Annotated in this window: 26 protein-coding genes; 10 read left to right on the top strand and 16 right to left on the bottom strand. The window is 68.8% G+C overall.

All coding sequences use genetic code 11. From position 1 onward, the window contains the following. The first annotated feature begins 8 nt into the window (after positions 1 to 8). From EYR15_RS15165 to EYR15_RS15145, 5 genes are all read left to right on the top strand, one after another. Positions 9 to 977, top strand: a complete 969-nt coding sequence (locus tag EYR15_RS15165) for a class I fructose-bisphosphate aldolase (protein WP_131004415.1) — start codon at positions 9 to 11, stop codon at positions 975 to 977. Positions 978 to 1,215: 238 nt separating this feature from the next. After that, the gene (locus EYR15_RS15160; protein WP_131004414.1) at positions 1,216 to 1,869 is read left to right on the top strand and encodes a thiamine phosphate synthase; all 654 of its coding nucleotides are present in this window, start codon (positions 1,216 to 1,218) and stop codon (positions 1,867 to 1,869) included. Then, positions 1,866 to 3,002 (top strand): tetratricopeptide repeat protein, encoded by a 1,137-nt coding sequence (locus EYR15_RS15155; RefSeq protein ID WP_245498346.1) that lies wholly within the window; start codon positions 1,866 to 1,868, stop codon positions 3,000 to 3,002. The genes EYR15_RS15160 and EYR15_RS15155 overlap by 4 nt, the downstream gene beginning before the upstream one ends. Positions 3,003 to 3,096: 94 nt before the next feature. Beyond that, the gene (efp, locus tag EYR15_RS15150; protein ID WP_131004413.1) at positions 3,097 to 3,660 is read left to right on the top strand and encodes an elongation factor P; all 564 of its coding nucleotides are present in this window, start codon (positions 3,097 to 3,099) and stop codon (positions 3,658 to 3,660) included. A 334-nt stretch (positions 3,661 to 3,994) separates the two neighbouring features. Then, entirely contained in the window at positions 3,995 to 4,777 is a 783-nt protein-coding gene (locus EYR15_RS15145; protein ID WP_131004412.1) for an inositol monophosphatase family protein, read from the top strand. 29 nt (positions 4,778 to 4,806) lie between these two features. Here the strand turns inward: EYR15_RS15145 and EYR15_RS15140 are convergent, their stop codons facing one another. Beyond that, complete coding sequence (locus EYR15_RS15140; RefSeq protein WP_131004411.1) at positions 4,807 to 5,205, bottom strand: tautomerase family protein; 399 nt, start codon at positions 5,203 to 5,205, stop codon at positions 4,807 to 4,809. A 93-nt stretch (positions 5,206 to 5,298) separates the two neighbouring features. Between EYR15_RS15140 and EYR15_RS15135 the strand changes: the two genes are divergently transcribed. Further along, the gene (locus EYR15_RS15135) at positions 5,299 to 6,150 is read left to right on the top strand and encodes a LysR family transcriptional regulator (RefSeq protein ID WP_131004410.1); all 852 of its coding nucleotides are present in this window, start codon (positions 5,299 to 5,301) and stop codon (positions 6,148 to 6,150) included. Between the two features lie 7 nt (positions 6,151 to 6,157). On the opposite strand, the gene EYR15_RS15130 is transcribed toward EYR15_RS15135, so the two are convergent. The 3 genes from EYR15_RS15130 to EYR15_RS15120 are packed head-to-tail and all read right to left on the bottom strand — an operon-like array spanning position 6,158 to position 8,928. Beyond that, the gene (locus EYR15_RS15130; protein WP_131004409.1) at positions 6,158 to 6,487 is read right to left on the bottom strand and encodes a DUF1491 family protein; all 330 of its coding nucleotides are present in this window, start codon (positions 6,485 to 6,487) and stop codon (positions 6,158 to 6,160) included. A 7-nt stretch (positions 6,488 to 6,494) separates the two neighbouring features. Further along, the gene (locus tag EYR15_RS15125; RefSeq protein ID WP_131004408.1) at positions 6,495 to 7,199 is read right to left on the bottom strand and encodes a peptidoglycan-binding domain-containing protein; all 705 of its coding nucleotides are present in this window, start codon (positions 7,197 to 7,199) and stop codon (positions 6,495 to 6,497) included. After that, complete coding sequence (locus EYR15_RS15120; RefSeq protein WP_131004481.1) at positions 7,192 to 8,928, bottom strand: sensor histidine kinase; 1,737 nt, start codon at positions 8,926 to 8,928, stop codon at positions 7,192 to 7,194. The genes EYR15_RS15125 and EYR15_RS15120 overlap by 8 nt, the downstream gene beginning before the upstream one ends. Positions 8,929 to 9,280: 352 nt before the next feature. On the opposite strand from EYR15_RS15120, the gene EYR15_RS15115 reads away from it, so the two are divergent. Continuing rightward, complete coding sequence (locus EYR15_RS15115; RefSeq protein ID WP_131004407.1) at positions 9,281 to 9,676, top strand: DUF5330 domain-containing protein; 396 nt, start codon at positions 9,281 to 9,283, stop codon at positions 9,674 to 9,676. 69 nt (positions 9,677 to 9,745) lie between these two features. Continuing rightward, entirely contained in the window at positions 9,746 to 10,180 is a 435-nt protein-coding gene (locus EYR15_RS15110) for a SufE family protein (protein WP_131004406.1), read from the top strand. Positions 10,181 to 10,203: 23 nt separating this feature from the next. Here EYR15_RS15110 and EYR15_RS15105 read toward each other — a convergent pair whose 3' ends face one another. Beyond that, positions 10,204 to 10,998: a DUF6456 domain-containing protein gene (locus EYR15_RS15105; protein ID WP_131004405.1), complete on the bottom strand. Its 795-nt coding sequence runs from the start codon at positions 10,996 to 10,998 to the stop codon at positions 10,204 to 10,206. A 106-nt stretch (positions 10,999 to 11,104) separates the two neighbouring features. Here EYR15_RS15105 and EYR15_RS15100 point away from each other — a divergent pair, with 106 nt between their 5' ends. Continuing rightward, complete coding sequence (locus tag EYR15_RS15100) at positions 11,105 to 11,449, top strand: DUF6477 family protein (RefSeq protein ID WP_245498345.1); 345 nt, start codon at positions 11,105 to 11,107, stop codon at positions 11,447 to 11,449. A 419-nt stretch (positions 11,450 to 11,868) separates the two neighbouring features. Further along, a complete protein-coding gene (locus EYR15_RS15095; RefSeq protein ID WP_131004404.1) occupies positions 11,869 to 12,927 on the top strand; it encodes an ATP-binding cassette domain-containing protein in 1,059 nt (352 codons plus the stop codon). 7 nt (positions 12,928 to 12,934) lie between these two features. Here the strand turns inward: EYR15_RS15095 and EYR15_RS15090 are convergent, their stop codons facing one another. From EYR15_RS15090 to EYR15_RS15040, 11 genes are all read right to left on the bottom strand, one after another. Further along, entirely contained in the window at positions 12,935 to 14,755 is a 1,821-nt protein-coding gene (locus EYR15_RS15090) for a diguanylate cyclase domain-containing protein (protein WP_131004403.1), read from the bottom strand. 121 nt (positions 14,756 to 14,876) lie between these two features. Further along, positions 14,877 to 15,650, bottom strand: a complete 774-nt coding sequence (locus EYR15_RS15085) for an SDR family NAD(P)-dependent oxidoreductase (RefSeq protein WP_131004402.1) — start codon at positions 15,648 to 15,650, stop codon at positions 14,877 to 14,879. A gap of 241 nt (positions 15,651 to 15,891) precedes the next feature. Continuing rightward, positions 15,892 to 16,197, bottom strand: coding sequence for a hypothetical protein (locus EYR15_RS15080; RefSeq protein WP_131004401.1), 306 nt, complete (start codon positions 16,195 to 16,197; stop codon positions 15,892 to 15,894). Between the two features lie 166 nt (positions 16,198 to 16,363). Further along, positions 16,364 to 17,701 carry a carbohydrate porin gene (locus EYR15_RS15075; RefSeq protein ID WP_131004400.1) on the bottom strand — a complete coding sequence of 446 codons (1,338 nt, stop codon included), beginning with the start codon at positions 17,699 to 17,701 and terminating at the stop codon, positions 16,364 to 16,366. Between the two features lie 118 nt (positions 17,702 to 17,819). Next, positions 17,820 to 18,806, bottom strand: coding sequence for a protein-methionine-sulfoxide reductase catalytic subunit MsrP (gene msrP, locus EYR15_RS15070; RefSeq protein WP_131004399.1), 987 nt, complete (start codon positions 18,804 to 18,806; stop codon positions 17,820 to 17,822). A gap of 104 nt (positions 18,807 to 18,910) precedes the next feature. Then, positions 18,911 to 19,432, bottom strand: coding sequence for a DUF992 domain-containing protein (locus tag EYR15_RS15065; RefSeq protein WP_131004398.1), 522 nt, complete (start codon positions 19,430 to 19,432; stop codon positions 18,911 to 18,913). A gap of 99 nt (positions 19,433 to 19,531) precedes the next feature. Beyond that, the gene (locus EYR15_RS15060) at positions 19,532 to 20,734 is read right to left on the bottom strand and encodes a pyridoxal phosphate-dependent aminotransferase (protein WP_131004397.1); all 1,203 of its coding nucleotides are present in this window, start codon (positions 20,732 to 20,734) and stop codon (positions 19,532 to 19,534) included. Positions 20,735 to 20,803: 69 nt separating this feature from the next. Next, positions 20,804 to 21,157 carry a DMT family protein gene (locus EYR15_RS15055; protein WP_131004396.1) on the bottom strand — a complete coding sequence of 118 codons (354 nt, stop codon included), beginning with the start codon at positions 21,155 to 21,157 and terminating at the stop codon, positions 20,804 to 20,806. Between the two features lie 23 nt (positions 21,158 to 21,180). Further along, positions 21,181 to 22,062: an NAD(P)-dependent oxidoreductase gene (locus EYR15_RS15050; RefSeq protein ID WP_131004395.1), complete on the bottom strand. Its 882-nt coding sequence runs from the start codon at positions 22,060 to 22,062 to the stop codon at positions 21,181 to 21,183. A gap of 10 nt (positions 22,063 to 22,072) precedes the next feature. After that, on the bottom strand, positions 22,073 to 22,654 hold the full coding sequence (locus EYR15_RS15045; protein ID WP_245498344.1) for an ABC-type transport auxiliary lipoprotein family protein: 582 nt from the start codon (positions 22,652 to 22,654) through the stop codon (positions 22,073 to 22,075). A gap of 14 nt (positions 22,655 to 22,668) precedes the next feature. After that, positions 22,669 to 24,249, bottom strand: a complete 1,581-nt coding sequence (locus EYR15_RS15040; RefSeq protein ID WP_131004393.1) for an MlaD family protein — start codon at positions 24,247 to 24,249, stop codon at positions 22,669 to 22,671. Positions 24,250 to 24,255: the final 6 nt, after the last annotated feature.

Here is a 24,255-nt window from a genome sequence, read left to right as displayed (position 1 = left end):
AGAACCCGATGAACGTCTCGACCCCGATCACCGCCGCGCGCCCGCTCGCGATCACGCCCCGCGTGAAGGAAATCCTGTCCTGGTACGAGAGCGACAATCCGGGGACGAAGGGCAATCTCTTCCGCTTGCTGATGACCGGCCGCCTCGCCGGCACTGGCAAGCTGGTCATTCTGCCCGTCGATCAGGGTTTTGAGCACGGTCCGGCGCGGTCGTTTTCGGTCAACCCTGCGGCCTATGACCCGCACTACCACTTCCAGCTCGCGATCGACGCGGGGCTGAACGCCTACGCGGCCCCGCTCGGCATGCTGGAGGCGGGCGCCGACACCTTCGCCGGCCAGATCCCGACCATCCTCAAGATGAACAGCGCGAACTCGCTGTCGCGTCTCAACGAAGACGCCGACCAGGCGGTGACGGCGTCCGTGGAGGACGCCGTCCGCCTCGGTTGCTCGGCGATCGGCTTCACGATCTATCCCGGCTCGGACGTAGCCTACGACCAGATGGAGGAGATCCGCGAACTCTCCGCGGAAGCCAAGTCCGTCGGCCTCGCCGTGGTGATCTGGTCCTACGCCCGCGGCGGCACGCTCGACAAGAAGGGCGAGACCGCAGCCGACGTGATCGCCTACGCCGCGCATATCGCGGCGCTGCTCGGCGCGCACATCATCAAGGTCAAGCCGCCGACTGATGCAATCCACCTCGACCCGGCGAAGAAGGCCTACAAGGCCGGCGACATCAAGCTGGACAGCCTGTCGGACCGCATCCGCGACGTCGTTAAGTCTTGCTTTAACGGCCGCCGCATCGTGATCTTCTCCGGCGGCGAGGCGAAAAGCGACGCTAACGCGGTTCTGGAGGAAATCAGCCAGATCGCGGCCGGCGGCGCATTCGGCTCCATCATGGGCCGCAACGCCTTCCAGCGCCCGCGCGACGAGGCGATCAAGCTGCTGAACGACATCATGGACATCTACGCCAAGCAGGCGTGAGATCCGGTTGATCGCCTGACGCCGCGCGCGTACCGGTCGAAGAGCCGAGATCCAGACGCACAATCGTTCGAGGAAGGCGCGGCGGATGCCGCGCCTTTTTCTTTGGATCGAAGCGGTTCTGGGTCCCGGCTCAAGGCCGGACGCGGAGCCGGCGCTTGATCGGCCCTCGACAAGCAGCCCTCCTTTCGCCATCACCGCGGACAAGCCTCCTTCCGCCGCACTGTCTCTTGAGAGTTCCATGTCCGCCGCGAAGACGCCTCCCCGCCCCGTCACCCGCCTGATGCTGGTCACGCCCGAGCTCGCCGACATCGAGACCTTCGAGCCGATGCTCGAGGCCGCGGTCAGCGCGGGAGATGTCGCGGCGGTCGTCATCCGCCTTGCGCCCGCGGACGAGCGCACCCGGCTGTCGCGCGCCAAGGCGCTGGTGCAGATCGTGCATGCCGAAGGCGCCGCCGCCTTGCTCTGCGGCGAAGACATCGAGGACATCGTCGGCCGCTCCGGCGCCGATGGCGTCCACGTCGCAACGCCGGGCGAGGACATCGCCGAGATCGTCGCCCGCTTCCAGCCGGAGAAGATCGTCGGCTGCGCCCCGCAATCGCGCGACGGCGCGATGTCCGCCGGCGAGGCCGGCTGCGACTACGTTCTGTTCGGCGAGGATTTCGGCGGCGCGCCCTTCCCCGCGACGCTGGAGCGCGTCGAGTGGTGGGTGCCGATCTTCGAGACGCCCTGCGTCGCCTTCGCCCAGACGCTCGAGGACGTCGCGCCGCTCGCGGCGCTCGATGCGGAATTCGTGGCGCTCGGCGAAGCGCTCTGGCGCCATGAAGGCGGCCCGGCGACCGCTATGGCGGGCGTCGGCGCGACGCTCAGCCTCGTCAAGGCGCCGACCCCGTGAGACGTTTGGCGCTTGTCGTCGCCGGCCTTCTCGCGGCGGCGCCGGCGCTGGCCGCGACCCAGAAGAAGCCGGCCGCGAAGCCAGCGCCCGAGCCGATCGCCCGCGATCTCATGAAGCCCGAGCTCACCGTGCCGAGCCTGCGCTACATGATGCTGCCGCCACCGGCCGCGTCGGCCGCCCCGCAGGCCCCCGGCTCCTCCGTTCGGAAGGAGGAGGGCTTCCTTCCTCATGCCGATGTGGGGCTCGGCGATCCGAATTCCGACCTTGCTTACGGCGCCTATCAGCGCGGCCTCTATGTCGCGGCCTTCAAGGAGGCCAAGAGGCGCGCGGCGGAACGGCCCCCCTCCCCGCAGGCGATGACCCTGCTCGGCCAGCTCTACGCCTCCGGCGCAGGCGTCGCGCGCTCGCCGGAGGAGGCCGCGCGCTGGTACGCCCGCGCGGTCGACTATGGCGACCGAAAGGCGATGGTCGCGCTCGCGCTTGCGCGCCTCGGCGGCGACGGCGTGCAGAAGAGCGAGACGGAGGCCGCGAAGCTGTTTGCGCAGGCCGCCGAGCTCGACGAGCCCGAGGCGCTTTACAACCTTGCGGTGATGCGGCTGCAGGGCGCTGGCGTCCCGCGCGACCCTGCTGCCGCCGTGCGCGACATGAAGGCCGCAGCCGAGCTCGGCCAGGCCGAGGCGCAATACGCCTACGCCGTGATGCTGCGCGACGGGACCGGCGTCGAGCGGGACCTGACCGAGAGCGCGCTGTGGCTCGGCCGCGCGGCCGGACAGGACGACATCCCCTCGATGGTCGAATACGCGATCGCCCTGTTCAACGGCAAAGGCGTCGCTAAGGATGAGGCCGCCGCCGCCAGCTTGTTCCGCCGGGCGGCCGAGCGCGGCAACGCCATCGCCCAGAACCGTCTGGCGCGTCTCTACGCCAACGGACGCGGCGTCGAGCGCGATCCCGCGCGCGCCGCGGCATGGCACCGGCTCGCGCGGGCGCAGGGGCTGAACGACACATGGCTCGAAGGCTTCGTCGGCTCGATGAGGCCGGAGGACCGCGCAGCCGCCGACAGGCTCGCCGCCAAGTTCGGCGAAGGCTTCGGCCCGGTCGCGCTCTCGACGGCCGCCGCCTCTCCCAAGCCCTGACGGCGCGCAAAACCTTGACGGGAAGGCCGCGCGGGGGCAAACGGGCGGCCTTGCGTCGCTCCGGCTGACGCCACCCTTTTCCGGAACGCTGCACATGAAGCTCAACGGCAACCAGATCACGCCCGGCATGGTGATCCAGCACCAGAACGGCCTGTGGGTCGCGGTGAAGACAAACGCCGTGAAGCCCGGCAAGGGCGGCGCGTTCAACCAGGTCGAGCTGAAGAACCTGATCGACGGCCGCAAGCTCAACGAGCGCTTTCGCGCCGACGAGACGGTCGAGCGCGTTCGCCTCGAGCAGAAGGACCACCAGTTCCTCTACGCCGAGGGCGACAATCTGGTGTTCATGGACAACGACTCGTACGAGCAGATCACCATCCCAACCGACTTCATCGGCGAGCGCGCGGCCTTCCTCCAGGACGGCATGACGGTCACGCTCGAAATGCACGAGGAGACGCCGATCGGCGTCAAGCTTCCCGACCAGGTCACGCTCGAGATCGTCGAGGCCGACCCAGTCGTGAAGGGCCAGACTGCGGCGTCCTCCTATAAACCGGCGAAGCTTGAGAATGGCCTGCGGGTGATGGTGCCGCCCTTCATCGGCACCGGCGAGCGCATCGTGGTCGACACCAACGAAGTGACCTATCTCCGCCGCGCGGACTGAGACTTTTCCCTCTCTCCCTGCGGGAGAGGGTCAGGTGACGGCTGCGGGCGGCGCCTCATCCGGATGGGACGCCTGCCCCCTCATCCGACCGGCGCTTTGCGCCGGCCACCTTCTCCCGCAAGAGGAGAAGGGAAGACGCCAGGCGAGAGCGCCTACTGACTTCTGCTGCTCTTACCGGTAGTGCGTGCTTCGGGACGCCTGCTTCGTAGGCTCCTCAGCATGAGGAGGTCAGAGGTCCCTCTACGGTCCTCATGCTGAGGGGGCCAAAGGCGCGTCTCCAAGCACTCGCGTCCCGCCTGTCCTGCGCTAACCTCCGAAAGCTGAAGACCCGACCATGGCCCGTTCCCCCGTTCTGCAAGTCATGGTCCAGGCGGCGATGAAGGCTGGCCGCGCGTTGAGGCGCGACTTCGGCGAAGTCGAGCATTTGCAGGTCTCGACCAAGGGACCCGGGGACTTCGTCTCGGCGGCCGATCGCAAGGCCGAGGAGGTGATCCTCGCCGAACTCCAGCGCGCCCGGCCGGGCTACGGCTTTCTGATGGAGGAAAGCGGCGCGATCGAGGGCTCCGATCCCGACCACCGCTTCATCGTCGACCCGCTCGACGGCACCACGAACTTCCTGCACGGCATCCCGGTGTTCGCGATCTCGATCGGGCTGGAGCGCGCGGGCCAGCTCGTCGCCGGCGTGGTCTTCAACCCTGCGACGGACGAGCTCTACACCGCCGAGCGCGGCGGCGGCGCTTTCATGAACGATCGCCGTCTTCGAGTCGCCGCCCGCCGCGATCTTGCCGATAGTGTGATCGCGACAGGCGTGCCGCATCTCGGCAAGCCTGGCCACGACCGGTTCCGCGACGAGCTTTCGCGGGTCCAGATCGAAGTCGCCGGCATCCGCCGCTTCGGCGCAGCCTCTCTCGACCTCGCGATGGTGGCGTCCGGCCGCATGGACGGCTTCTGGGAGCGCAGCCTGAAGCCGTGGGACGTCGCGGCCGGCATCCTGCTGGTCAAGGAAGCCGGCGGCTTCGTCACCGACATGAGCGGCGGCGACGGCATGCTCGCTGGCGGCTCAATCGTCGCCGGCAACGAGGCGATCCACGGACACCTGCTGAAGCTGGTGAAGTAAGCGGGCCGGCGGGCCCGACGCGCCGCCCGTCACCCCCTCGCCGCCCAACGCGCGTTCTGTGTCCTGCCGCCATAGCCATAGGCGTCGCCGTCGACGGCGTGGACCAACACGTAGCTCTCCTCATGGAGGGGCCCGAGCAGGTCGGCCATCCCTGCGAACGCCGCCTCGACGAAGGACGCGGTCTCCGCCTTCACGTTCGTGCCGGCGGTGATCTTGATGTCGAGCCAGAATGCCGCGAGCCCGTCATCGGCCGGGCGCCGGCCCGCGATGAACCAGTTCTCGGCCGCAGCCTCCTCGACCAGAACGGCGGTGACGCCGGGATCCTTGCCGAGATGTTCGGCGGCAAGACCGGCGGCGAGCGTCGCTATGGCGTCCTTCAAGCCGGAAGAAGCTGTGGGCGTGACATAGCGTACGATGATCATGGGCATGGCGGTCGCTCCTATTGAGGACCTCTTCTTGACGGATCTTCTGAGATCGCGGAACGATATGATGATGTCTTTTCATCATATCGGATTATTATGATGCTCGATCTTCAGTCCGTTCGAATGTTCGTACTCGCCGTCGAATTCGGCAGTCTGACGCGCGCAGCCGAGGCGGCGGGAACCGTGCAGCCGGTCGTCAGTCAGCGGCTCAAGGCGCTCGAGCGAACCGTTGGGAGACGGCTGCTCGATCGCACGCCCCGCTTCGTTCGGGCGACCGCCGATGGCGTCGCCTTCCTCGACCGCGCGCGGACGCTGCTCGCCTCGCACGACGACGCCCTCCGGTTCTCCGACGCGCCGACGGTGCGATTGGCGGTCGGCTTCAGCGATCATGCCATCGGCCTCGGCGCGTCGGCCGTGCTGCGGCGATTGCGCGCCGCCCTACCGGCGGGCGCGACGCTCGAGGCGCGGACCGGCATGTCGCAGGATGTCGAGGCGCTGTTCGACGCCGGTGAGCTCGACGCCGCGATCGTCCGGCGCGAGACGGCGGGCGGCGACGGAGAGACGCTCGGCGCCGACCCGCTCGGCTGGCGCGCGGCGCCCGGATGGGTCCCGCCCGCCGGCGCGCCGGTTCCGCTCGCGGTGCTGGCTTCGCCCTGCGGCGTCCGAGCCGCCGCGATCCGCGCGCTCGACGCAAGCCGCACACCCTGGCGGGAAGCCTTCACGGCTGGTAGTTGCGCCGCGCTTCTCGCAGGCGTCGAGGCGGGACTTGGCGTCGCGCCGATGGGCCGCGCGGCTTCCGGCGACGCTCCCGATCAGGGCCCTGCTCTCGGCCTACCGGACTTGCCGCCGTCACGCATCGTGATGCTCGCGCGTGCGGGCTCGCCGACCGCGGCGGCAGCTGTGAACGCGCTTTCCGCCGCGGTCGTGGCCGGGCTTTCGCGGCCGGCGTGACCCGCCTTCAGTCCAGAAACGCCCTGCCCTGCCGGTCCTCGACCGCGACGATCCAGAGGTCGGAGTCGAATTTCAGCTCGCGTGCGATCCGCTCTTCGACGGTGAGCCCATCGACGGCCTCTGCGATCCGCTCGAAGACGCGACCGCGCGTGTCGTCCAGCTCGGTCTGAGGCGCGGGGGCGTAGAGGTCGTTCGCGCCGTCGAGCCGGTCGACCACGATCAGGATCGCGCCGGCCTCGGCTGCGCCGCGGCGGCGGATCAGCGCGAAGGCGCCCTCATGATGGCAGCGGCGCACATAGGCCGAGACCCAGAAATCCGAGGTCAGCCGAGCGGGCATCGGCCGCTCACTGCAACGGCGCGCCCGTGGTCGCCTGAAGCGCCCGGAGCACCGGCGGCGTCGGCTCGCCGGTTTCCGGCATGTTGCGGTCGCGCTCGAAGTTGATGATCGCGGCGCGCGTGCCGGCGCCCATCTTGCCGTCGACCGACACCGGTCCGTAGCCGAGCTTCGCGAGCGCCTTTTGCACCGCCATCAGCTTCGGAGCGGAGATCGAGGTCGAGCCGGTGGTGGCGGGCGCAGATTGCGGCAGCGGTGCAGGCGCAGGCGCAGGCACGAGGCTTGCGGCTCTGCGCGGCGGCGCGACCAAGGCGGCCGCAAGCAGACGGTCGCTCGGCGCGCCGGTCGGCTCCATCTTCTGGGCCTGCTCGAACGCGCGGATCGCGGCGCCGGTGCGCGCGCCCATCAGGCCGTCGACCGCGCCGTCGTAATAGCCGATATCCGTCAGCGCCTGCTGAACCTGCGCGACGAGTTCGTTTCGCTGGGGCGCAGCGGCGTGCGGCGTCGCGGCGGGCGCCGCCTCGCCGAATAGCGGCGCGGGATGGCGACCGGACTGAAGCGCGAGCGCGTTGACGAACACCATCCCCGTACAGGCCATCGCGAGCACGACGGCCAGCGTGTCGACCGGCCTGCGCTGCGCGCGCGCGAGCAAGCCTGAGAGCGCGCCGGAGGCCGGCTCGTCTAAATCCTCGTAGCGGGGGGCTCGCTTAGGCACGCAATCTCACCCTGTCGGCGCGGTGGATCGGCGTCGGGCGCGCGGCTTGCGCCTCGACGGGAAGGAGGACGGCGAAGCGGGCGCCGCAACCGGGCGCGCTTTCGACCTTGAGCTCGCCGCCATGGAGCGCCACCAGCCCGCGGACGACGGAGAGACCGAGACCCGCGCCCTCATGCCCCCGCTTATAGCTCGAATCGCACTGGAAGAACGCCTCGCCGAGCCGTGCGATATGCTCCGGCGCGACCCCGACGCCGGTGTCGCGCACGATCAGCGCCAGCCGGTCCTCGAGATGCTCCACCGCGACGTCGATGCGGCCGCCCTTGGGCGTGAACTTGATGGCGTTCGACAGCAGGTTCAGCAGGATCTGCGTCAGCGCGCGCGTATCGGCGCGGATCGCCGGCAGCGGCCGGTCGATCTTCACGCCGACGGCGATCTCCGCCTCTTCGGCCTTCAGCGCCATCAGGCTCACGCAATGGGCGACGACGGGCTCGATCTCGCAGGGCTCCCGCAGGATCGAAAACGCGCCGCTCTCGATCTTCGCCATGTCGAGAATCGAGTTCACGACCTCGAGCAGATGCGCGCCGGACTTGTGGATCAGCGCCGCGTAATCCGCCCGGCGCTCGGGGCCGAGCTGGCGCAGATTGTCGTCCGACAGGATCTCGGAGAAGCCGATGATGGCGTTGAGCGGCGTGCGGAGCTCGTGGCTCATATTGGCGAGGAAGCGCGTCTTGGCGACGTTGGCGCGGTCGGCTTCGTCGCGCGCGGCGATCAGCGCTTCGGCCTGGGCGCGACTCTCGCTGACGTCGCGGAAGGAGGCGACGACCACGGTTTCGCCCGCGGTCTCGGCCGGGTCGACGAGGCGCGCGCGCATCTCGACCCAGACGAAGCGCGGCGCGCGCGTCTGGTCCTCGCCGGCGCGCAGGCGGATCTCGGCCGGCCGGGGCCCCTCCCCGGCGCCGGCGGCGCCGAGCGTCTGCAGGAAGGCCGGGCGGTCGGCGATGTGGACGCGATCGAACAGGCCGTGGCCCATCAGTTCGCGGGCGGAGGCGCCGAGCAGGCGCTGGGCCGCGGTCGAGGCGTAGGTCGCCGAACCGTCGGCGGTATGGCGGGTGACGAGGTCGCTCGCAGCTCCGGAGACGAGGTTGAGCGACGCGCGCAGGCGGCGGGCTTCGGCGGCCGCGCCCGAGACGAGGGCGAAGGCGCGACCGCTCAGCGTCAGCGCGTAGACCGCAGCGACCCCGATCCCGAGCAGACCAGGGCCCTTGACGGATATTCCCGCCATCTGCGCGCCCGCCACGCCGAGAAGCGTGAGCAGGATCGCGACGCTTGCGGCGCCGAGAGCCCTGCGCGATCCGGACATGCCGGCCTCGATCAGCGGCAGCGCGAGAAGCAGCAGCGCGAGCGATGACAGCCCGCCCGAGCCCGCCGCAATCAGGCCGACCAGAGCGGAGAAGGCGAAAGCGGATAGCGCGGTCGCGCGGAACAGGTCGCCCGAGCGCAGCAGCGCAAGGCCGGTCAGGATCGCGCATGCGCCCCACAGGAACGGCGCGAAGCCTGCGCCGGACGGTGCGACGCCGAAGGCAAGCAGCGCGGGCAGCGCCGCGAAGGGCGCGACGCCGGCGAGCAGATGGCCACCCGCGAAGGCGCGATGGCGCAGCGCTTCGAACGGTTCGGCTTCGGCTGCGGGATGGACCCCGCGCCTCGCGACCTGCTCTGCGATGGCAGCCACTTTCGCGAACTGACGCAACCGGCTTACTCCGACGCCCTGGACGGCGACAGGCCGTCCACCGGCCGCGCGCCCTGCTTGAAGGGGTCGTCGGCCGATGACGCACAGTCGCAGTCCCGGCTTAAGCGAACGCTAAAATGCGCCACGTCGATGCATCTGGAGGGAACTGAATTGCTCGTCCTGTTCTTGCCAAAGAACTTTACGAAGTCTTGTCATTTCCTTTCGAGAACGTGAATTTGAACATACAACTTGAACGAGCCGGCTTCAGCGCGATTTAGCGGAGGCCTGCTAGGGTCTCGTCAGGTGGGGTCCGCGACCGGCGGGCCGTGGGCTTCTTGTTCAAGGGCGTCGACCGATGTTCTTCCTGTTGCGTACCGCGTTCTGGATTTCTCTCCTGCTGCTCTTCCTTCCGCTCGGCGGCGTCTCCAAGGACGGCCCGAACGCCGACGAGCGCGCCTCGCTCGACGCCCTGTCGGCGCTCGCCGCCGCCGGCGCGACCGTTTCCGACGTCGGCTCCTTCTGCCAGCGGCAGCCGGACGCCTGCACGGTCGGTAGCCAGGCGCTGAAGATCGTCGGCGAACGGGCAAGCGTCGGCGCTTCGATGCTGCAGGATTACTTCGGCTCCGACGCCAAACCGTCGGAGGTCAGGGCGAAGCCGGTCTCGGCGACAGCGGCGCCGGCGGGCCGGGACACGCTGAACCCCACCGATCGCAAGCCGGCGTGGCGCGGCGCGGCGCGCACACAGGCCTAACCCAACAGTTTTCCTTTGCAGCGGAGCGGCCCGCGCCCTACCTCGTGATCGACCGCGAGGAGAGCTTCCGTGACGATCGACGAGATCATCGACGGCTTCGAGTATATCGACGACTGGGAGGAGCGGATCCGCTTCCTCATCGAGCTCGGCCGCGAGCTCGAGCCGCTGCCGGACGACGCCCGCTCCGACGCCAATAAGGTGCAGGGCTGCGCGAGCCAAGTCTGGCTGCAGACGACCACCGGCCCCGGCCCGGACCCCGTTCTCACCTTCCGCGGCGACAGCGACGCCCATCTCGTGAAGGGCCTCGTCGCGGTGACCATCGCGCTTTATTCGGGCAAGCACGCGACCGAAGTTCTCGCGACAGACGCCGGCGAGGTCTTCGACCGGATCAAGCTCCGCGAGCACCTCACCCCCCAGCGCTCCAACGGCCTGCGCTCGATGGTCGAACGGATCAAGCGAGAGGCGGCCGCGGCGGCGCAGTTGTCGCCGGCCGGGGCTTCGTAGAAACGCTCGACGCCCGAGGCCCCTCACCCGCCGTCGATCGTCGGCCGGCTGCCGTCTGCGCCCCAACTCAGGATCCGGCCGGGGCCCTGCTTGTCCGGGACATAACCGTAGTGCCGCGCGAGGCGGGCGAGGCCGAGGCCGAGCACGAGCTTCGCGCCGCGCGCCGGCCAGCGACGGTCGCGCTCGACCTCCTCCAGTCCCTTCAGGAAGCAGCAGACGTCGACCAGCGCGCCCGCAAGTTCGGGTCCGACGGCGTCGAGCGCGCGCGACACCCTCGTGCGCGCCGCGATCGCCGCGTCCGCGAGGTCGACGCCTGCCCCGCCCGCGCCACGTGGTCCGCGGGCGATCGAAGCCTCCCAGTTCGCGGTGACCCGCGGCGTCATCTGCCCGCGGGTGAAGTCAGCGCGTAGCCGCTCGCCGGCGAGCACCTCCTCGGGGGCAAGCAGCGGGCGACCGTCGCGATCCTTGCGGCGGGCGAGCCAGGCGAGCGGGCTCTCGTCGAGATCGACCAGCGTCTCGGGCCCCACGCCGCCCTCCGGCCGGCGGCGCGCGAGAGTGCGGTGTTGGGCGAGGAAGGCCGCCTCGCCACCGGCTTCGCGCGCGGCGCGCGCCAGCCCCTCGGGCGTCGCGCGCAGGAGGCCGCCTTCGTCCGCCGCCAGCCCGCGCGCCATCAGCGCCGCAGCGGCCGCCTCCTCGCGCTTCGCGATCAGGAGCCCCGAGGAGCCCGCCGCCGCGATGCGCGCGAGCAGCCGCACCGCTCCTGAAACCTGCTTCTCCTTTTCCGGACCATGTCCCGTTCCGCCGCGCGCTTGCGCCATCGACCCCTCCTCCACATAATGGATAAATCCATATTATAGGATTTTCTTCTTGTCCAGATCGTTGCGGTCCTTCATTGTCGATGACGAACAGAGCTGGAGAGGCGGCATGACGACCGGAGACATCGGATCGAACATGAAGGGCGTGGTCTGGCCGACGGAGCGGTCCGGGCTGGAGCAAGCGGTCCGAGCGACGACCGCCTCGGCGCTGACCGAGACGCGCCGCAGTGGGATCGCGGCGTACGACCGGGAGCGCGCATTGCCGCGGCTGATCGCGATCGGACCAAGCGAGCTTCACGACCGGGGCCCGGACATTCGCCGGAAGATCGTGGCGCGGCTCATCCGGGCGTGGCGCGCGGAACGCCGCCGCGGGATCGCCGGGCATTGGGCCTACGATCTGAACCGCCACCTCGCGTTATCGCAGGCGTTGGCGGCGGAAAGTCGTTCGTTATGACGAACGAACTGGCACATCCCGGCAAACGCTCTTCCGGACTGCGGCGCAGCACGAAGGCGAGGCTGGAAACGCTCTAATTCTAGAGTGACTTAACGCTTTCTTATGATCGTCGAATTGCCGGCCTTCTCCCTTGGAGAACTTGACATGTTCTCTTGAGAGAACGAAATTTGGCCGTAGCTCGTCGCGGAATGGCCGCGTCGTCGTCATGGCGGCGTCGCACGATTCGCCGAGTGTCGCGACGCTTCAGGAGAGCGGCGCGAGGAAGCGCCGAAAGGGATGTCGGGCATGACGTGGGTATCGAAACGCTGGGGCTGCTGACGCCCCTCCCATTGTCAGCGGCCGCCCCGATCCGGCGACCGTTCGTTCCGCCTTCCCTTCGCCTTTCCGGCGCTTTTGACATCGTGACCTCGGAGTTCGCCATGAACGCTCCGCTGCGCTTCGCGCATTCCCCTGCCGTTGCTGGCTCGCTGCTTGCCTTCGCCGATGTCCGAAAGGCTTATTTTGGCCGTGACGGCGTGGAGCGCGTGGCGCTCGACGGCGTCTCCTTCGAGATGGCCAATGGCGAGATCCTCGCCGTGATTGGCTCCGCAAGCTCCGGCAAGTCCGCGCTTGCGCGCCTCGCCGCCGGGCTCGAACATCCGAACTCCGGAATGGTGGCGCTCGACGGCGCCGCGATGTCCGGCGAGCAGGCGCGCGCTGGCGTGGTCTACCTCAGCGCCTCCGCGGAGCCCCCCTCGCAGCGGCCGATCCGCGAGATCGTCGCCGAACTCGCGGAGAAGGCGCGGCCGGACGCAGGTCGCAAGCTCGACGCGCTTATGGAGTTGCTCGAGCTTGGACCCGACGGCGATCGCTATTTCGACGAGCTGTCGGACGGCGCGCGGCGCCGCGTGGCGCTGGCCCGGGCGCTTGCGGCCGAACCGCGCCTGCTGGTGCTCGACGGCGCGACCTCGGCGCTCGACCCCGAGATCGCCGAGGCGGTTCTGGCCGCGCTGTCTTGGGCTAACCGCGAGATCGGCGTCGGCATCCTGCTCGTCACGCACGACATGAGCGCGGTCACCGCGCTTGCGACGCGCGTCGTTGTGCTCGACGGCGGCCAGGTCGTCGAGGAGGGCGCGACCGCGCGGGTGTTTGCCCATTCAGGTCACGCCGTGACGCGGCGCTTCGCGGCCGCGGCCACCGGCGCGACGCTGCCGCCTTTCCTCGCCGGCAAGCTCTCCGCGACGCCCCAGCCGATGGGCAAGGCGCTGGTGCGGCTCGCCTTCGAAGGGCCGGCTGCGACACGGCCGGTGCTGACCTCGGTCGCGCGCGAGCTCGGCTTCGACGTCGGCATCGTGGCGGGCTCGCTGGGGGCCGCTGGCGGCGCGCCCTATGGCGTGCTGATCGTCGCGGCGCCGTCGGACGAGCCCTACTTCACGGCGGTCGTCGAGCGCTTCGAGGATTCCGGGCTCGGCGTGGAGTTGCTCGGCTTCGTCGCCTGACGCGCAGTCAGGCGACCTTGCCGGCGACGCCGAAGAAGCGCCAGACGCCACGACCGTCGCGTTTGGCGGCGTAGAGCGCGCGGTCGGCGCGAACGACGAGGTCGTCGCCGGCCTGCGCGGACGACGCCGCCACCGCGACGCCGATCGACACCGAGGCGGTGATCTGGCCGTCGCCATAAGGGACCGGCGCCGCGAGCTCGACGCTCAGGCGCTCCGCGAGCGCGTCGAATTCCGCCGCACTCTGGCCGATCGAGATGACCGCGAACTCGTCGCCTCCGAGCCGCGCCGCGACGTCGCCAAGGCGCACGCCCTTCCGTAGCCGGTCCGCGACCGCGACCAGCAGCGCGTCGCCCGCGGCGTGACCGTAGGTGTCGTTGACCTGCTTGAAGTGGTCGACGTCGATGAGCAGCGTGGCGAGCCGCCCGCCCTGACGGTCGAGCCGCGCCGCGAAGCGGTCGAGTTCGCGCTCGAAGACGGCTCGGTTGGCGAGCCCGGTCAGCGCGTCATGATTGGCGAGATGCTCGAGCGCGCCTTCAAGGCGCTTGCGCTCGGAGATGTCGGTATAGGTGCCGACGGCGCGCAGCGGCGCGCCATTCTCGTCGCGCTCGACGATCTTGCCGCGATCATGCACCCAGATCCATTCGCCATCCTTGCGCCGGAAGCGCAGCTCGGCCTCGTAAAACTCGGTCTGCCCCTTGATGTGGGCGTCGAACATCGCCCGCGCCGCGCCGTAATCGTCCTCGTGGATCAGGTTGTCCCAGGTCGCGGCCTCGCCGAACTCCTCGGCGTCGTCATAGCCCAACATGCGCGAGGCGCGGTGGCTGAAGAAGCCTTTGCCGGCCGCGATGTCCCAGTCCCACAGGCCGTCATTGGCGCCCTCGAGCGCATAGGACAGGCGGCGCGCGTTGACGTAGAGTTCGCGGCGCGCCTTCTCGCGCTGGGAGGCGATTGCCGCAACGAGCAGCGCCGGCAGCGTGGTGAGCGCGAGCATGGCCTGCAGCGCCAGCATGTCGGCCTGGTGATGGCCGTTGGAGGCGCCGGCCGGCCACAGCCCCATCAGCCCGCAGGCCACGACGCCGAGCGCGAACAGCGTGGTGGTGGCGGCCGTGTAGAACATGCCGAAGCGCAGCGCGAACCACAGCAGCACGGCGCCGGAGAGCTCGATCAGCCACAGCATGCCGGTGAACGGCACGACGGCCGCCGCGCCGACGAGGGCCACGATCGCCACCGCCATCTCGACCGCGCGCGCCCGGGTGATGCCGGGACGATGGTGAGGGCTCGCCGCCGCCTTGCGATGCCGCGGGCTGCGCCAGAACAGGAAGGGCGGCAGGATCAGCAGAAAGCCCACCGCCTCCACCAGCCACCACGAGCCGATATAGTAGAACGACGGCGTCTCGGGGCTCAGCACGGCGCCGATCGCCAGGCCGCCGAGCGCGGAGCCCGGGATCGGTCCGAGTAGCGAGATCAGGATCAGGTTCAGCACCGAGCCGACATGGGTCGGCTGATCGCGCGACACCCGCCACAGGCTGAGCAGCGCGCCCGTGACGCCGATGCTGAGGCCGTTCGCGACGCCGGCGAGGACGGAATGGGACAAGCCGTCGGCCATCAGCCAGTGCGCGACGGCGTTCGCGACCGCGAGCCCGACGATCTCCGTCCAGCCGTTCGCGCGGTTGAGCGCGACGAGCACGCCGAAGGCGAGCGCGTTCGCCGGCCACACGACGGCCGACACGCCCGTCGCGCGTCCGAGCGCCAGCGTCCCATAGGCGACGGCGCAATACACGATGCTCAGGAGGACCGTTCGCACGATCGTAGAGGTCGACGGCGTCACTCAAGTTCTCCGAGACCGGCCCATCTCGGGGCCTACCCTCGGTGGTAGAGCAAAGCTGCTACGATTTCGTTTAGCGGTCCATTCGAATTGCCGCGCAGCTTACAACCGAAGCGCGAAGCGCTCACCCGCGGTGAACGGCGAAGGCGGAGAACGCCTGATCCGTGGGCATCACCTGCAACCTGTTGATGTTGACGTGCTGCGGCAGCGTCGCGCACCAGAAGATCGTCTCCGCGACGTCGTCCGCGCTCATGCCGCGCATCCCGGCGTAGACATTCTCGGCCTTGCCCTCATCGCCCTTGAACCGCACCAGCGAGAACTCGGTCTCGACCATGCCGGGTTCGATATTGGTGATGCGGACGTTCTTCCCCAGCATGTCGGCGCGGGTTGCGAGGCAGAACTGCTTCACGAAAGCTTTTGTGCCGGCATAGACGTTGCCGCCGGGATAGGGATAGTCGCCGGCGACGGAGCCCAGGCCGAACACATGGCCCCTCCCCCGCTTCACCATGCCGGGCAGGCTGGCGCGCACCGTGTTCACGAAGCCGGTGACGTTGGTGTCGATCATCGTGTGCCAGTCCGCGATGTCGACCTCGTCGGCCGGACCGAGACCGAGCGCGAGGCCGGCGTTCGCCACCACGACGTCGACCGCCGCAAACTCCTCCGGCAGATCTGTGAGCAGCGCCTCTGTCGCCGGCAGGTCCCGCACGTCGAGCTCGCGCCCGAGGAACAGGTCGCCAAGCTCCTGCTCCAGCTTGTCCAGCCGCTCCTTCCGCCGCCCCGTCCCGACGACCCGCGCGCCCGCCTTCACGAACCGCTTCGAGATCGCCTCGCCAAAGCCGGACGTGGCCCCGGTGACGAGCACGGAGAGCGTGGCGGGATCGAGCGTGGGGTAGGACATGGGGAGGCTCCGCACGGAAGGGTGCGGAGGAGTTAGCGCGGATGGAGCGGCACGTCGACGGCTTCCGATCTGAACGGAATTCCTCGACCGATCCCAAATCATCGCCGGATTTTTTTCGCAGTCTTCGCTGACCGTTAGATTAATCCAGAGGACCAGCCGACTGACCGAGCGTCAGGCTCCATCAACAAAAAATCCCGCGCCGAAGGCGCGGGCTCATCAGTAGGCGTTCAGCTGATTTTGTTCAGCGCTCGATGACGGTCGTGCTGGTCGACGGCGCTTCGTCGACGTGGGTCTTGTTGACCTCCTTGGTGACGGAGCCGTCTTCGTGCTCGGTCACGGTTTTGCGCTTCTCGACGGTGTCGCCCATGTCGTTGGTGTGGGTCTCGACCGTGGTCTTCGAGGACTCCGTCGCCGGCGGCTGGTCGGTGATGATCGTGGTGCTGCTCTGCGCCAGCGCCGGGCCGGCGGCGAGGACGGCCGCGACGAAAGCCGGCGCGGCGAGACGGCCGATGCGCGACAGCGCGGCGTCCAGGTCGTGTCGGTTCATGATCTCTCTCCTTCGAGGCGCAGGTTCGGCGCCTATTTCTCTGCCCCGCAGCCAAACGCATCCCCCGTCCGCACGGTTCCTCGCGCAAGCGTGAAGGCGGCTAGGGAGAGACAACGTCATCCCCCTTAAGAGCTGGGATGGCGCCCGGGATGCCGAGCCGGCCGTTTCAGAACCTGACGATCGTCGCCACGCCGAAGATCGTCGCGTTCTTGACGCGGCGCGCACCGTCCTCGTCCGGCTCCAGCGTCCCGGCGCCGGGGTGGATGACGTATTGCAGGCTCGGCTGCACGGTGAGGCCGGGGACCATCTCCATGCGGTAGGTCGCTTCGATCACGCCTTCGAAGCCGTGCGGGCGGTCGGCGAGGCCGAGATCTGCGTTTGCTTCGCGCGCCTCCCGCAGCAGGCCGGGCGAAAAGCTCGCCCAGGCCGCAGCGATGCCGAACACGTCGTGCGGGCGGGAGGCGAACAGGCCGGTCGCCGCGAAGCCGCCGTCGACGTAAGCGTCGACGGGGTTGCGGTCCGAGGGCCCAAAAATGCCGCGCAGGAACACGCCGAGGCCGCGCTCGTCGTCGCGTTCGCCGAAGCGCAGGACCTGCTGGTCGAGCACGGCGTAAAGGTTGAAGTCGCCACGGCGCGTGCGGCTGTCCTCGTCGAGGCGTTTGAACCGGCCGCCGTGCCAGTATCCGCCGAGCTTGAGCGTGCCCGGCAGACCTGAGGCCTCCTCGCCGCCGTTCCAGCGATATTGCCCCTCGACGAGGACGAGCGGCGGATCGCCGATTTCGAAGTTCAGGCCGTGGCGGTTGCGCTTCTCGGCGTCGCCTTCGCCCTTGCCCGCGGGGTAGCCGTTGAACAATCCGGCCAGCAGGGTGAAGTCCTCGCGCGGCGTGTATTTCAGCCGAACGCCGGGCGCCGCGAGCGGATAGGCCGGGCCGCCGGCGGGCAGGTTTTCGGAGGGCGGCCCCGCCCAGCCGAAGGTGGCGTCGAGGAAGTTCTCGCCATAGTCGGAGGTGATGAACTCGACGTCCGTCGCCATCTGCCCGACGCGGATCTCGAGCTGGTCGTTAAGCGGCTGCTGCCACCACAGCTCGAACAGCCGGGTGGAGGGCCGGGCGCCGATGTCGTTCGCCGACAGAAAGTTGCCGACGAAGCGCTCGGAGACGTCCTTGCCGTGGATCTGGAACATGTTGGCGTGGAGCTTCGCGCCCTCGACGCCGAACAGTTTTTCGCCGTCGAGATCGACCGCGAGATTGAACAGGCCGCTATAGGTCGCGCCGCTGTCGCGGCCGCCGGAGAGGCCTGCGCGCGGGTCGGAGAAATAGAAGCCGGAGACGCGCACGCCCTTCTCCGCCAGGGCGTCGCGCGCTTCTTTGAGCGGCGCAAAGGCGGGGAGATGATCGAGGATGGAGGGCTCGTCCGCCGCCTCGTCCTCGCCCGCCAATGCCGGCGCGGCGACGAGCGCGGAAAGAGTAAGCGCGCCAAACAAACGCGCGATGCGAAGCGCCATGCGTCCCCCGGACCGGGCCCCTTATGAGAGTGTTCTTAAGGACCGTCCGGACGCTTGCATGTTCGTCGCGTAGTCTCAACGCCGCGGCGGGCGAGAGCCTAGGGGTGTCGCCGGCGCGTCACATGAAGAGCTTCTCGCCCTTCATGTCCTTGTAGAGGTCGGCGACCTGCTCGCCATAGCCGTTGAAGATCAGGGTCGGCTTTGTCTCGCTGGTGCCGATCACGCGCTCCTGCGCCTGGCTCCAGCGGGGGTGCGGGACGGCCGGATTTACGTTCGCCCAGAAACCGTATTCGCCGGGGCCGGCGGTCTCCCAGAGGGTCTTCGGGCGCTTGTCGGTGAACTCGACGCTAACGATCGACTTCACCGATTTGAAGCCGTACTTCCACGGCACGGCGAGGCGGATCGGCGCGCCCATCTGGCGTGCAAGCGGCTTGCCGTAGGCGCCGGTCGCGAGAAAGGCGAGTTCGTTGGTCGCCTCGGCCATCGTGAGGCCTTCGGTGTAAGGCCAGTCGTAAAGCGGGCTCGCCTGCCCGTCGGCGACGTCCGGGTTCATGAAGGTCTTCAGCACCACGTATTTCGCCGAGCCGAGCGGCCGCGCGAAGGCGACAAAATCCTTCATCGGGATGCCTGACCACGGCAGCGCCATCGACCACGCCTCGACGCAGCGGTGGCGGTAAAGCCGCTCCTCGGGCGGAAGCTGTTTCAGCAGGTCGTCGATCGCGATCTCGCGGGGTCGCTCCACCATGCCGCCGATCTTGATCGTCCACGGGCGGATCGGCAGCGCCTGGGCGGCTTCGGCGATGTCTTTTGACGTGCCGAACTCATAGAAGTTGTTGTAGCCGAGATTGATGGGCTCCGGCGTCACCGGGCGGTCGAGCGTGAAGGCCGGATTGCGTTTGACCGGATAGAGTCCGGCGGACGGATCCGGCGGCTGCGGCGCGACGTCCTTCTTGCCCCAGCCGAACAGGCCGGCCTTGGCAGCGGAAGGCGCGAGCGCCGCGGCGCCGGCGGCGGCGCTCATGAAGGCGCGGCGGTTGAGGAAAACGCTTTCCGGGGTCGCCTGCGATTCCGGAATGGCCCAGGAGGGCGGCTTGCCGATCAGCATATCGCGCCTTTCATGGCGGTGATGTTCATGATCGGCTTACGAACGAAAACGGCCGAGGGTTACGCCCTCGGCCGCGATCAGACTCACGATGCTGCGATCTTCGCTCAGATCGGGTCGAGCGTCAGCGAAGAATAGCCGGCGGTGACCGAGAGGCCGGTATTCCCCTCGAGGCTGAGCGGCTGGAGCGAGATGGTGGCGTCAGAGCCGCCGACCAGGAGGTTCGCGCCGGCGCCGATGAGCGCGGTGGCGCTCGCGGAGGCCCCGCGATACTTGCCCGCGAGATCGCCCGGCCCGAGATCGTTCGAGTGCGCGACGACCGCCCACGCCATCACGCCCGGACCCGTCGCGCCGACATCCACGCCAACCTTGTTGACATGGCCCATGTAGAGATCGACCGCATTGCGGCCGGCGACCGGGCGGTACTCGCACGACACCGCCTGCCGCGAGCCGACGACATAGCCGATCGTGCCTGACGTCTCGCAACGCAGCGTGCCGACCTGATAGCCCGAGACGGGCTGGTAGCGCTTCGAAACCGTGACGTCGGGATGGCCCAGATCGGCCGCTGAGGCCGCGCCCGCCGAAAGGCAGAGCGCCGCCGCCGCGCCGGCCTTGATGAATGCGTGCATTGGATCAGTCTCCAGAAAACGTCCCCGACTCGAGCCAACGCCTAAAGCAAGGCGTTTGTTCGGCGGCGCCGTTCCGGATTTTCGAAGCTCGCGGCCTCGTTATCGAAGCTCCCCGCAAAAGCGCTGAATCCGGCGGCAGGCTTCCTCGAGCTTTTCGTCCGCCGCCGCGTAGGAGATTCGGAAGTTCGGGCCGAGGCCAAAGGCCGAGCCATGAACAACCGCGACGCCTTCGGCCTCGAGCAGTTCAGAAACGAAATCCTCGTCGGTCGCGATCACTTTGCCTGACGGCGCGGTGCGTCCGATGGCTTCGGCGCAGGACGGATAGACGTAGAACGCGCCCTCTGGTTTCGGGCAGGCGACGCCCTTCGCCTGGTTGAGCATCGAAACGACGAGGTCGCGTCGCCGCTCGAAGGCGACGCGGAAGCCCGGCAGGAAATCCTGCGGCCCGGCGAGCGCTTCGAGCGCCGCCCATTGCGCGATCGTGCAGGCGCCGGACGTCTGCTGGCCCTGGACCATCTCCATCGCCTTGATCAGCTTGTCCGGCCCCGCCGCGTAGCCGATGCGCCAGCCGGTCATACAATAGGCCTTGGAGACGCCGTTCATCGTCAGCGTGCGGTCGTAGAGGCCAGGCTCGACCTGCGCCGGGGTGAAGAACTCCAGCCCGTCGAAGAGGAGGTGCTCGTACATGTCGTCGGTGAGAATCCAGACGTGCTCGTGGCGCATCAATACGTTGGTCAGCGCCTTGATCTCGGCACGCGAATAGGCCGCGCCGGAGGGGTTCGAAGGCGAGTTCAACAGGACCCACTTGGTCTTCGCCGTGATGGCGGCTTCGAGCGCTTCGGGCCTCAGCTTGAAATTGTCCGCCTGGGTCGTGTCGACGATGACGGGCGTTCCGCCGTTGAGCGCAACCATCTCGGGATAGCTGACCCAATAGGGCGCGGGAATGATGACCTCGTCACCCGGATTAAGCGTCGCCACGAAGGCGTTGTAGAGGATCTGCTTTCCGCCGGTCGCGACGATCGTCTGCGTCGGCTTGTAGTCGAGGCCGTTTTCACGGCTGAACTTCTGGGCGATCGCCTCGCGCAAGGGAGCGATGCCGGCCACGGGCGGGTACTTGGTCTCGCCGCGGCGGATCGCGTCGATCGCAGCGTCCTTGATGTTCTGCGGGGTGTCGAAGTCCGGCTCGCCGGCGCCGAGCCCGATGATGTCGCGGCCGGCCGCCTTCAGATCGCGCGCCTTTTGGCTGACGGCGATGGTGGCGGAGGGCTTCACGCGCGACAGCGCGTCGGCGAGGAAGGCCATGGATCGTCGCTCCTTTGGGGACAGCGCGGGGAGGCTTAAGCGCCGTGGCGGGCGGGCGCAAGGCTCGGGTTAGAGCGGGCCCTTGAAGACGAAGAATGCGCCGAGCGCGATCAGCGCGAAGCCGGCGATGTGGTTCACCGTCAGCTTCTCGCCGAGATAGGCGACCGAAAACACCGCGAAGACGCAGAGCGTGATCACCTCCTGCATCGCTTTGAGCTCGGCCCCGGAATAGACCGCGGCGCCGATGCGGTTCGCCGGCACGGCGAAGCAGTATTCGACGAGCGCGATGCCCCAGCTCGCCAGCACCACGATCCAGAGCGGCGAGTCCCTGAACTTTAGATGGCCGTACCAGGCGAACGTCATGAAGACGTTCGAGGAGATCAGCAGAAGCACGGGCGCGATGGACGCGGGGATCGCGGGCATGGGAGGTCTCGCCGTTTTGTGCGTCAGCCGAGCCGCTTGCCGGCGAGCGCCTCGAGCTGGAGCAGAAGCGCGGAATGGTCGAGCGCGCCGCCGTCCATCACGTCGCGCAGATGCGCGAAGCGGTCGCGCGCGTCCTGCGTCAATGGCAGCGTGACGCCGGCCTCGCGGGCCGCGTCGAGCGCGGTGTCGAGATCCTTGACCTGGGTCGAGACCATGCCGCCGGGCGCGAAATCGCGCTCGATCATGCGCCGGCCGTGCTCTTCGAGGATGCGGCTTTCCGCAAACCCGCCGCGGATAGCCTCGCGCACCGCCGCAGGGTCGGCGCCGCCAGCGGCGGCGAGCAATAGCGCTTCGGACACCGCGCCGATCGTCACCCCGACGATCACCTGATTGGCGAGCTTGGCGAGCTGTCCTGCGCCCGCCGGGCCGACGCGCACCGCGCGGCCGAGGGCTGAGAACACCGGCGCCGCAGCGTCGAAGGCGGCCTGCTCGCCGCCGACCATGATCGCGAGCGTTCCGGCCGCGGCTCCGCGCGTGCCCCCGGAGACCGGCGCGTCGAGATGGGCGACGCCGCATTCGCCCAGCCTGGCGGCATGGTCGCGCGCGGTCGACGACGGGATCGAGCTCATGTCGACGAGGATCGCGCCTGGCTTCAGCGCCTCGGCGACGCCCGCGTCGAACAGCACGTCGGTGACCGCCGGACCGTCGGAGAGCATCGTCACGACGATGCCGGCGCCGTCGACCGCAGCCGCTGCGTCATCGGCGACGCGGGCGCCCTCCCCGGCAAGTGGCTCTGCCTTGGCGCGGGTGCGGCTCCACACCGTCACGTCGAGCCCTGCGCCGATCAGGCGACGGGACATCGGCGCGCCCATCAGACCGACGCCGAGGAACGCGACGCGCATCATTCCGGAAAGCTCAGGCGCCGGCGCGGGGGCCGCGCCAGGTCACGAGCTTCGCCAACACCTCCGCAAGCGCGCCGTCGAGCGCGCGGGTTGCGTTCGGGCCATCGATCGCGCCGCCGACCGGGCGGCGCGCAGAAAATACGCCGGCGACCGCGATCTTGCCGGTCTTGTCGTTCACGGCCTTGGCGGTGATCTCGACATACGCTGTCCCGGTCGCCGCCTCGATCTCGAAGGAGCGGATCTCGGTTACGAGCTGGAAGTCCGGACTCAGCCGATCGCCCGGCCTGCCGACAGCGCTCAGCCAGCGAGCGTTTTCGAAGGCCTCGATCATGCGCGCCTGGACGAGCTTGGGCAGCCGGTCGGCCCACTGGGCATTGGGCAGGTAGGTGACTTCGCCCGCGCTCGGCTTCACGACGACGCGCTGCCCGTCGAGCGTCGCGATCGCGGTCGGCTCCGGCACGATCAGCACGCCGCGCGGGCCGCCTCCGCCCGACAGACGCTGCGGGGCGGTGAGGTCGAAGGTGGAGGGCGGCTTGCCGCCGCCGCAGCCGGCCAGCGCTATCGCTGCGCCGAAGACGAGGGCGAAACGGGCCATTGCGGATCGAGTGGTCATCGGCCGCGATACTCCGGCACGCCGCCGTCGCTGCCGAACAGGAACTGGCGCGGGTTTCTCTTGAGATCCTGAATCACGCTGTCGAGATTGTTCAGCGTGCGGCGGCTGTCCGCCACGAAGCCCTGCAGGTCGCGCGAGCCTGAGCTCGAGATGCGGCCGACGCTGGCGGCGATCTCCGCGGTGCGACCGTCGAGCTTGATCGCGAGCTCGCGGATCGCCTGGCTGGTCTTCTGGAAGTCGTTGACCGCGCCTTGCGTCTCGTTGCTCCCGACAAGCCGGCGGGCGTCGTCGATCAGTCCGTCCAGCTTCGCCGCGGTGCCGTTCAGCCGCTCCGAGATGCTGCGGGCGTAGGCCATGATTTGATCGACATTGCCGGAGTTGCGGCCGAGCGATTCCGCGAAGGCGTTCACGCTGTCGACGGTGGAGCGGATCTTGTCGCCGTCGACCGCGGAGATCGCACGGTCTAGGCCGGCGATCGTGCGGTTGATGGTCGGGCCGTCGATCGATGTGGCGAGGCTGGTGAAGCCGTCGACCGCGCGGTTGATCTTCTGCGGATCGACCGCGGCGATCGTGTCGCGCGCGCTCTTCGCCGCATCGTCGATGGAGGCGATGGCGCTCGACACGCGGTTTGGATCCACGGACTGCAGCACTTCGGTAAAGCGCGCGACCGACTGGTTGATCTTTGCGGGATCGACCGCCGCGACCACGTTCTGGACCTGCTTCAGCACCTCGTCGACCCGCTCGCCCGAGCCGCGAAGCTGCTGAGCGAGGCCCGCCACGTCGCCGAGCGCTTTCTCGACCTGTGGGCCGGCCTTCTTCAGCGCATCCGTGAAGGCGACTGCGTTGGTCATGGTCTGGTCGACCTTGTTCACGTCGACCGCGCGGACGAGGTTCTGCACGTCGGTGACGAGCGGCACCAGATTGTCGGCGAGGTTGCCGATCTGCCGGGCGGCGACGCCGGTCGACTGCATGAAGGATTTAAGGTCGTCGGAGTTCGCGGCCAGCGCCGCGGTGAACTGCTCGACGTTCTGCAGCGAGCGCTCGATCGATCCGCGGGAATTGCCGACGAGGCCCTGCACATCGCCAAACGTCGTCTGCGCCTGCTGCAGCACGGTGCGCGCGCCCTCCAGGATGTCCTGGAAGGCGGAGCCTTCGGCGATCAGCACGGGCGCGTTGGCGGGGTCTCCGCTTTCGGTGGTCACCAGCGGCAGCGCAGGCGCGTTCTGCGCGCCGCCCGTCATCTGGATCACGGCGCCGCCGGTGAGGCCCGTCATTTCGAGGCGCGCGCGGGTGTCGCTACGCACCGGCGTGTTCTTGAACACCTCGATTCGCGCGACGACCTTGGCCGGATCCTGCGGATCGAAGTTGAGGTCGGTCACGTCGCCGACGCGGATGCCGTTGAACAGGACGCCCGAACCGGGGGTGAGCCCCGAAACGGCGCCCTGGAACTGGATCCGGTAGATCGCACGCTCGCGGTTCTGCCCCGCGGCGGCGAACCACCACACGAACAGGAAGGCGGCCGCCAGCACCAGCAGGGTGAAGGCGCCGACGAGAGCGTGATTGGCGCGGGTCTCCATACGTTT

The sequence above is a fragment of the Hansschlegelia quercus genome, from assembly GCF_004310425.1.
GTDB classification, from domain to species: Bacteria; Pseudomonadota; Alphaproteobacteria; order Rhizobiales; family Methylopilaceae; genus Methylopila; species Methylopila quercus.
Note: the sequence above shows the minus strand (reverse complement) of the source record. Positions and strands in the feature narration are given on the sequence as shown.

Bases quoted from the DNA above. Each gene is read 5' to 3' on its own strand.
- EYR15_RS15115 (WP_131004407.1), top strand. From the start codon at position 9,281: ATGTTCTTCCTGTTGCGTACCGCGTTCTGGATTTCTCTCCTGCTGCTC.
- msrP (WP_131004399.1), bottom strand. From the start codon at position 18,806: ATGCTGATCGGCAAGCCGCCCTCCTGGGCCATTCCGGAATCGCAGGCG.
- EYR15_RS15085 (WP_131004402.1), bottom strand. From the start codon at position 15,650: ATGTCCTACCCCACGCTCGATCCCGCCACGCTCTCCGTGCTCGTCACC.
- EYR15_RS15095 (WP_131004404.1), top strand. From the start codon at position 11,869: ATGAACGCTCCGCTGCGCTTCGCGCATTCCCCTGCCGTTGCTGGCTCG.
- EYR15_RS15145 (WP_131004412.1), top strand. From the start codon at position 3,995: ATGGCCCGTTCCCCCGTTCTGCAAGTCATGGTCCAGGCGGCGATGAAG.
- EYR15_RS15065 (WP_131004398.1), bottom strand. From the start codon at position 19,432: ATGCACGCATTCATCAAGGCCGGCGCGGCGGCGGCGCTCTGCCTTTCG.
- EYR15_RS15135 (WP_131004410.1), top strand. From the start codon at position 5,299: ATGCTCGATCTTCAGTCCGTTCGAATGTTCGTACTCGCCGTCGAATTC.
- EYR15_RS15075 (WP_131004400.1), bottom strand. From the start codon at position 17,701: ATGGCGCTTCGCATCGCGCGTTTGTTTGGCGCGCTTACTCTTTCCGCG.
- EYR15_RS15105 (WP_131004405.1), bottom strand. From the start codon at position 10,998: ATGGCGCAAGCGCGCGGCGGAACGGGACATGGTCCGGAAAAGGAGAAG.
- EYR15_RS15055 (WP_131004396.1), bottom strand. From the start codon at position 21,157: ATGCCCGCGATCCCCGCGTCCATCGCGCCCGTGCTTCTGCTGATCTCC.
- EYR15_RS15040 (WP_131004393.1), bottom strand. From the start codon at position 24,249: ATGGAGACCCGCGCCAATCACGCTCTCGTCGGCGCCTTCACCCTGCTG.
- EYR15_RS15050 (WP_131004395.1), bottom strand. From the start codon at position 22,062: ATGATGCGCGTCGCGTTCCTCGGCGTCGGTCTGATGGGCGCGCCGATG.
- EYR15_RS15100 (WP_245498345.1), top strand. From the start codon at position 11,105: ATGACGACCGGAGACATCGGATCGAACATGAAGGGCGTGGTCTGGCCG.
- EYR15_RS15060 (WP_131004397.1), bottom strand. From the start codon at position 20,734: ATGGCCTTCCTCGCCGACGCGCTGTCGCGCGTGAAGCCCTCCGCCACC.
- EYR15_RS15130 (WP_131004409.1), bottom strand. From the start codon at position 6,487: ATGCCCGCTCGGCTGACCTCGGATTTCTGGGTCTCGGCCTATGTGCGC.
- EYR15_RS15165 (WP_131004415.1), top strand. From the start codon at position 9: ATGAACGTCTCGACCCCGATCACCGCCGCGCGCCCGCTCGCGATCACG.
- EYR15_RS15045 (WP_245498344.1), bottom strand. From the start codon at position 22,654: ATGGCCCGTTTCGCCCTCGTCTTCGGCGCAGCGATAGCGCTGGCCGGC.
- EYR15_RS15080 (WP_131004401.1), bottom strand. From the start codon at position 16,197: ATGAACCGACACGACCTGGACGCCGCGCTGTCGCGCATCGGCCGTCTC.
- EYR15_RS15140 (WP_131004411.1), bottom strand. From the start codon at position 5,205: ATGCCCATGATCATCGTACGCTATGTCACGCCCACAGCTTCTTCCGGC.
- efp (WP_131004413.1), top strand. From the start codon at position 3,097: ATGAAGCTCAACGGCAACCAGATCACGCCCGGCATGGTGATCCAGCAC.
- EYR15_RS15160 (WP_131004414.1), top strand. From the start codon at position 1,216: ATGTCCGCCGCGAAGACGCCTCCCCGCCCCGTCACCCGCCTGATGCTG.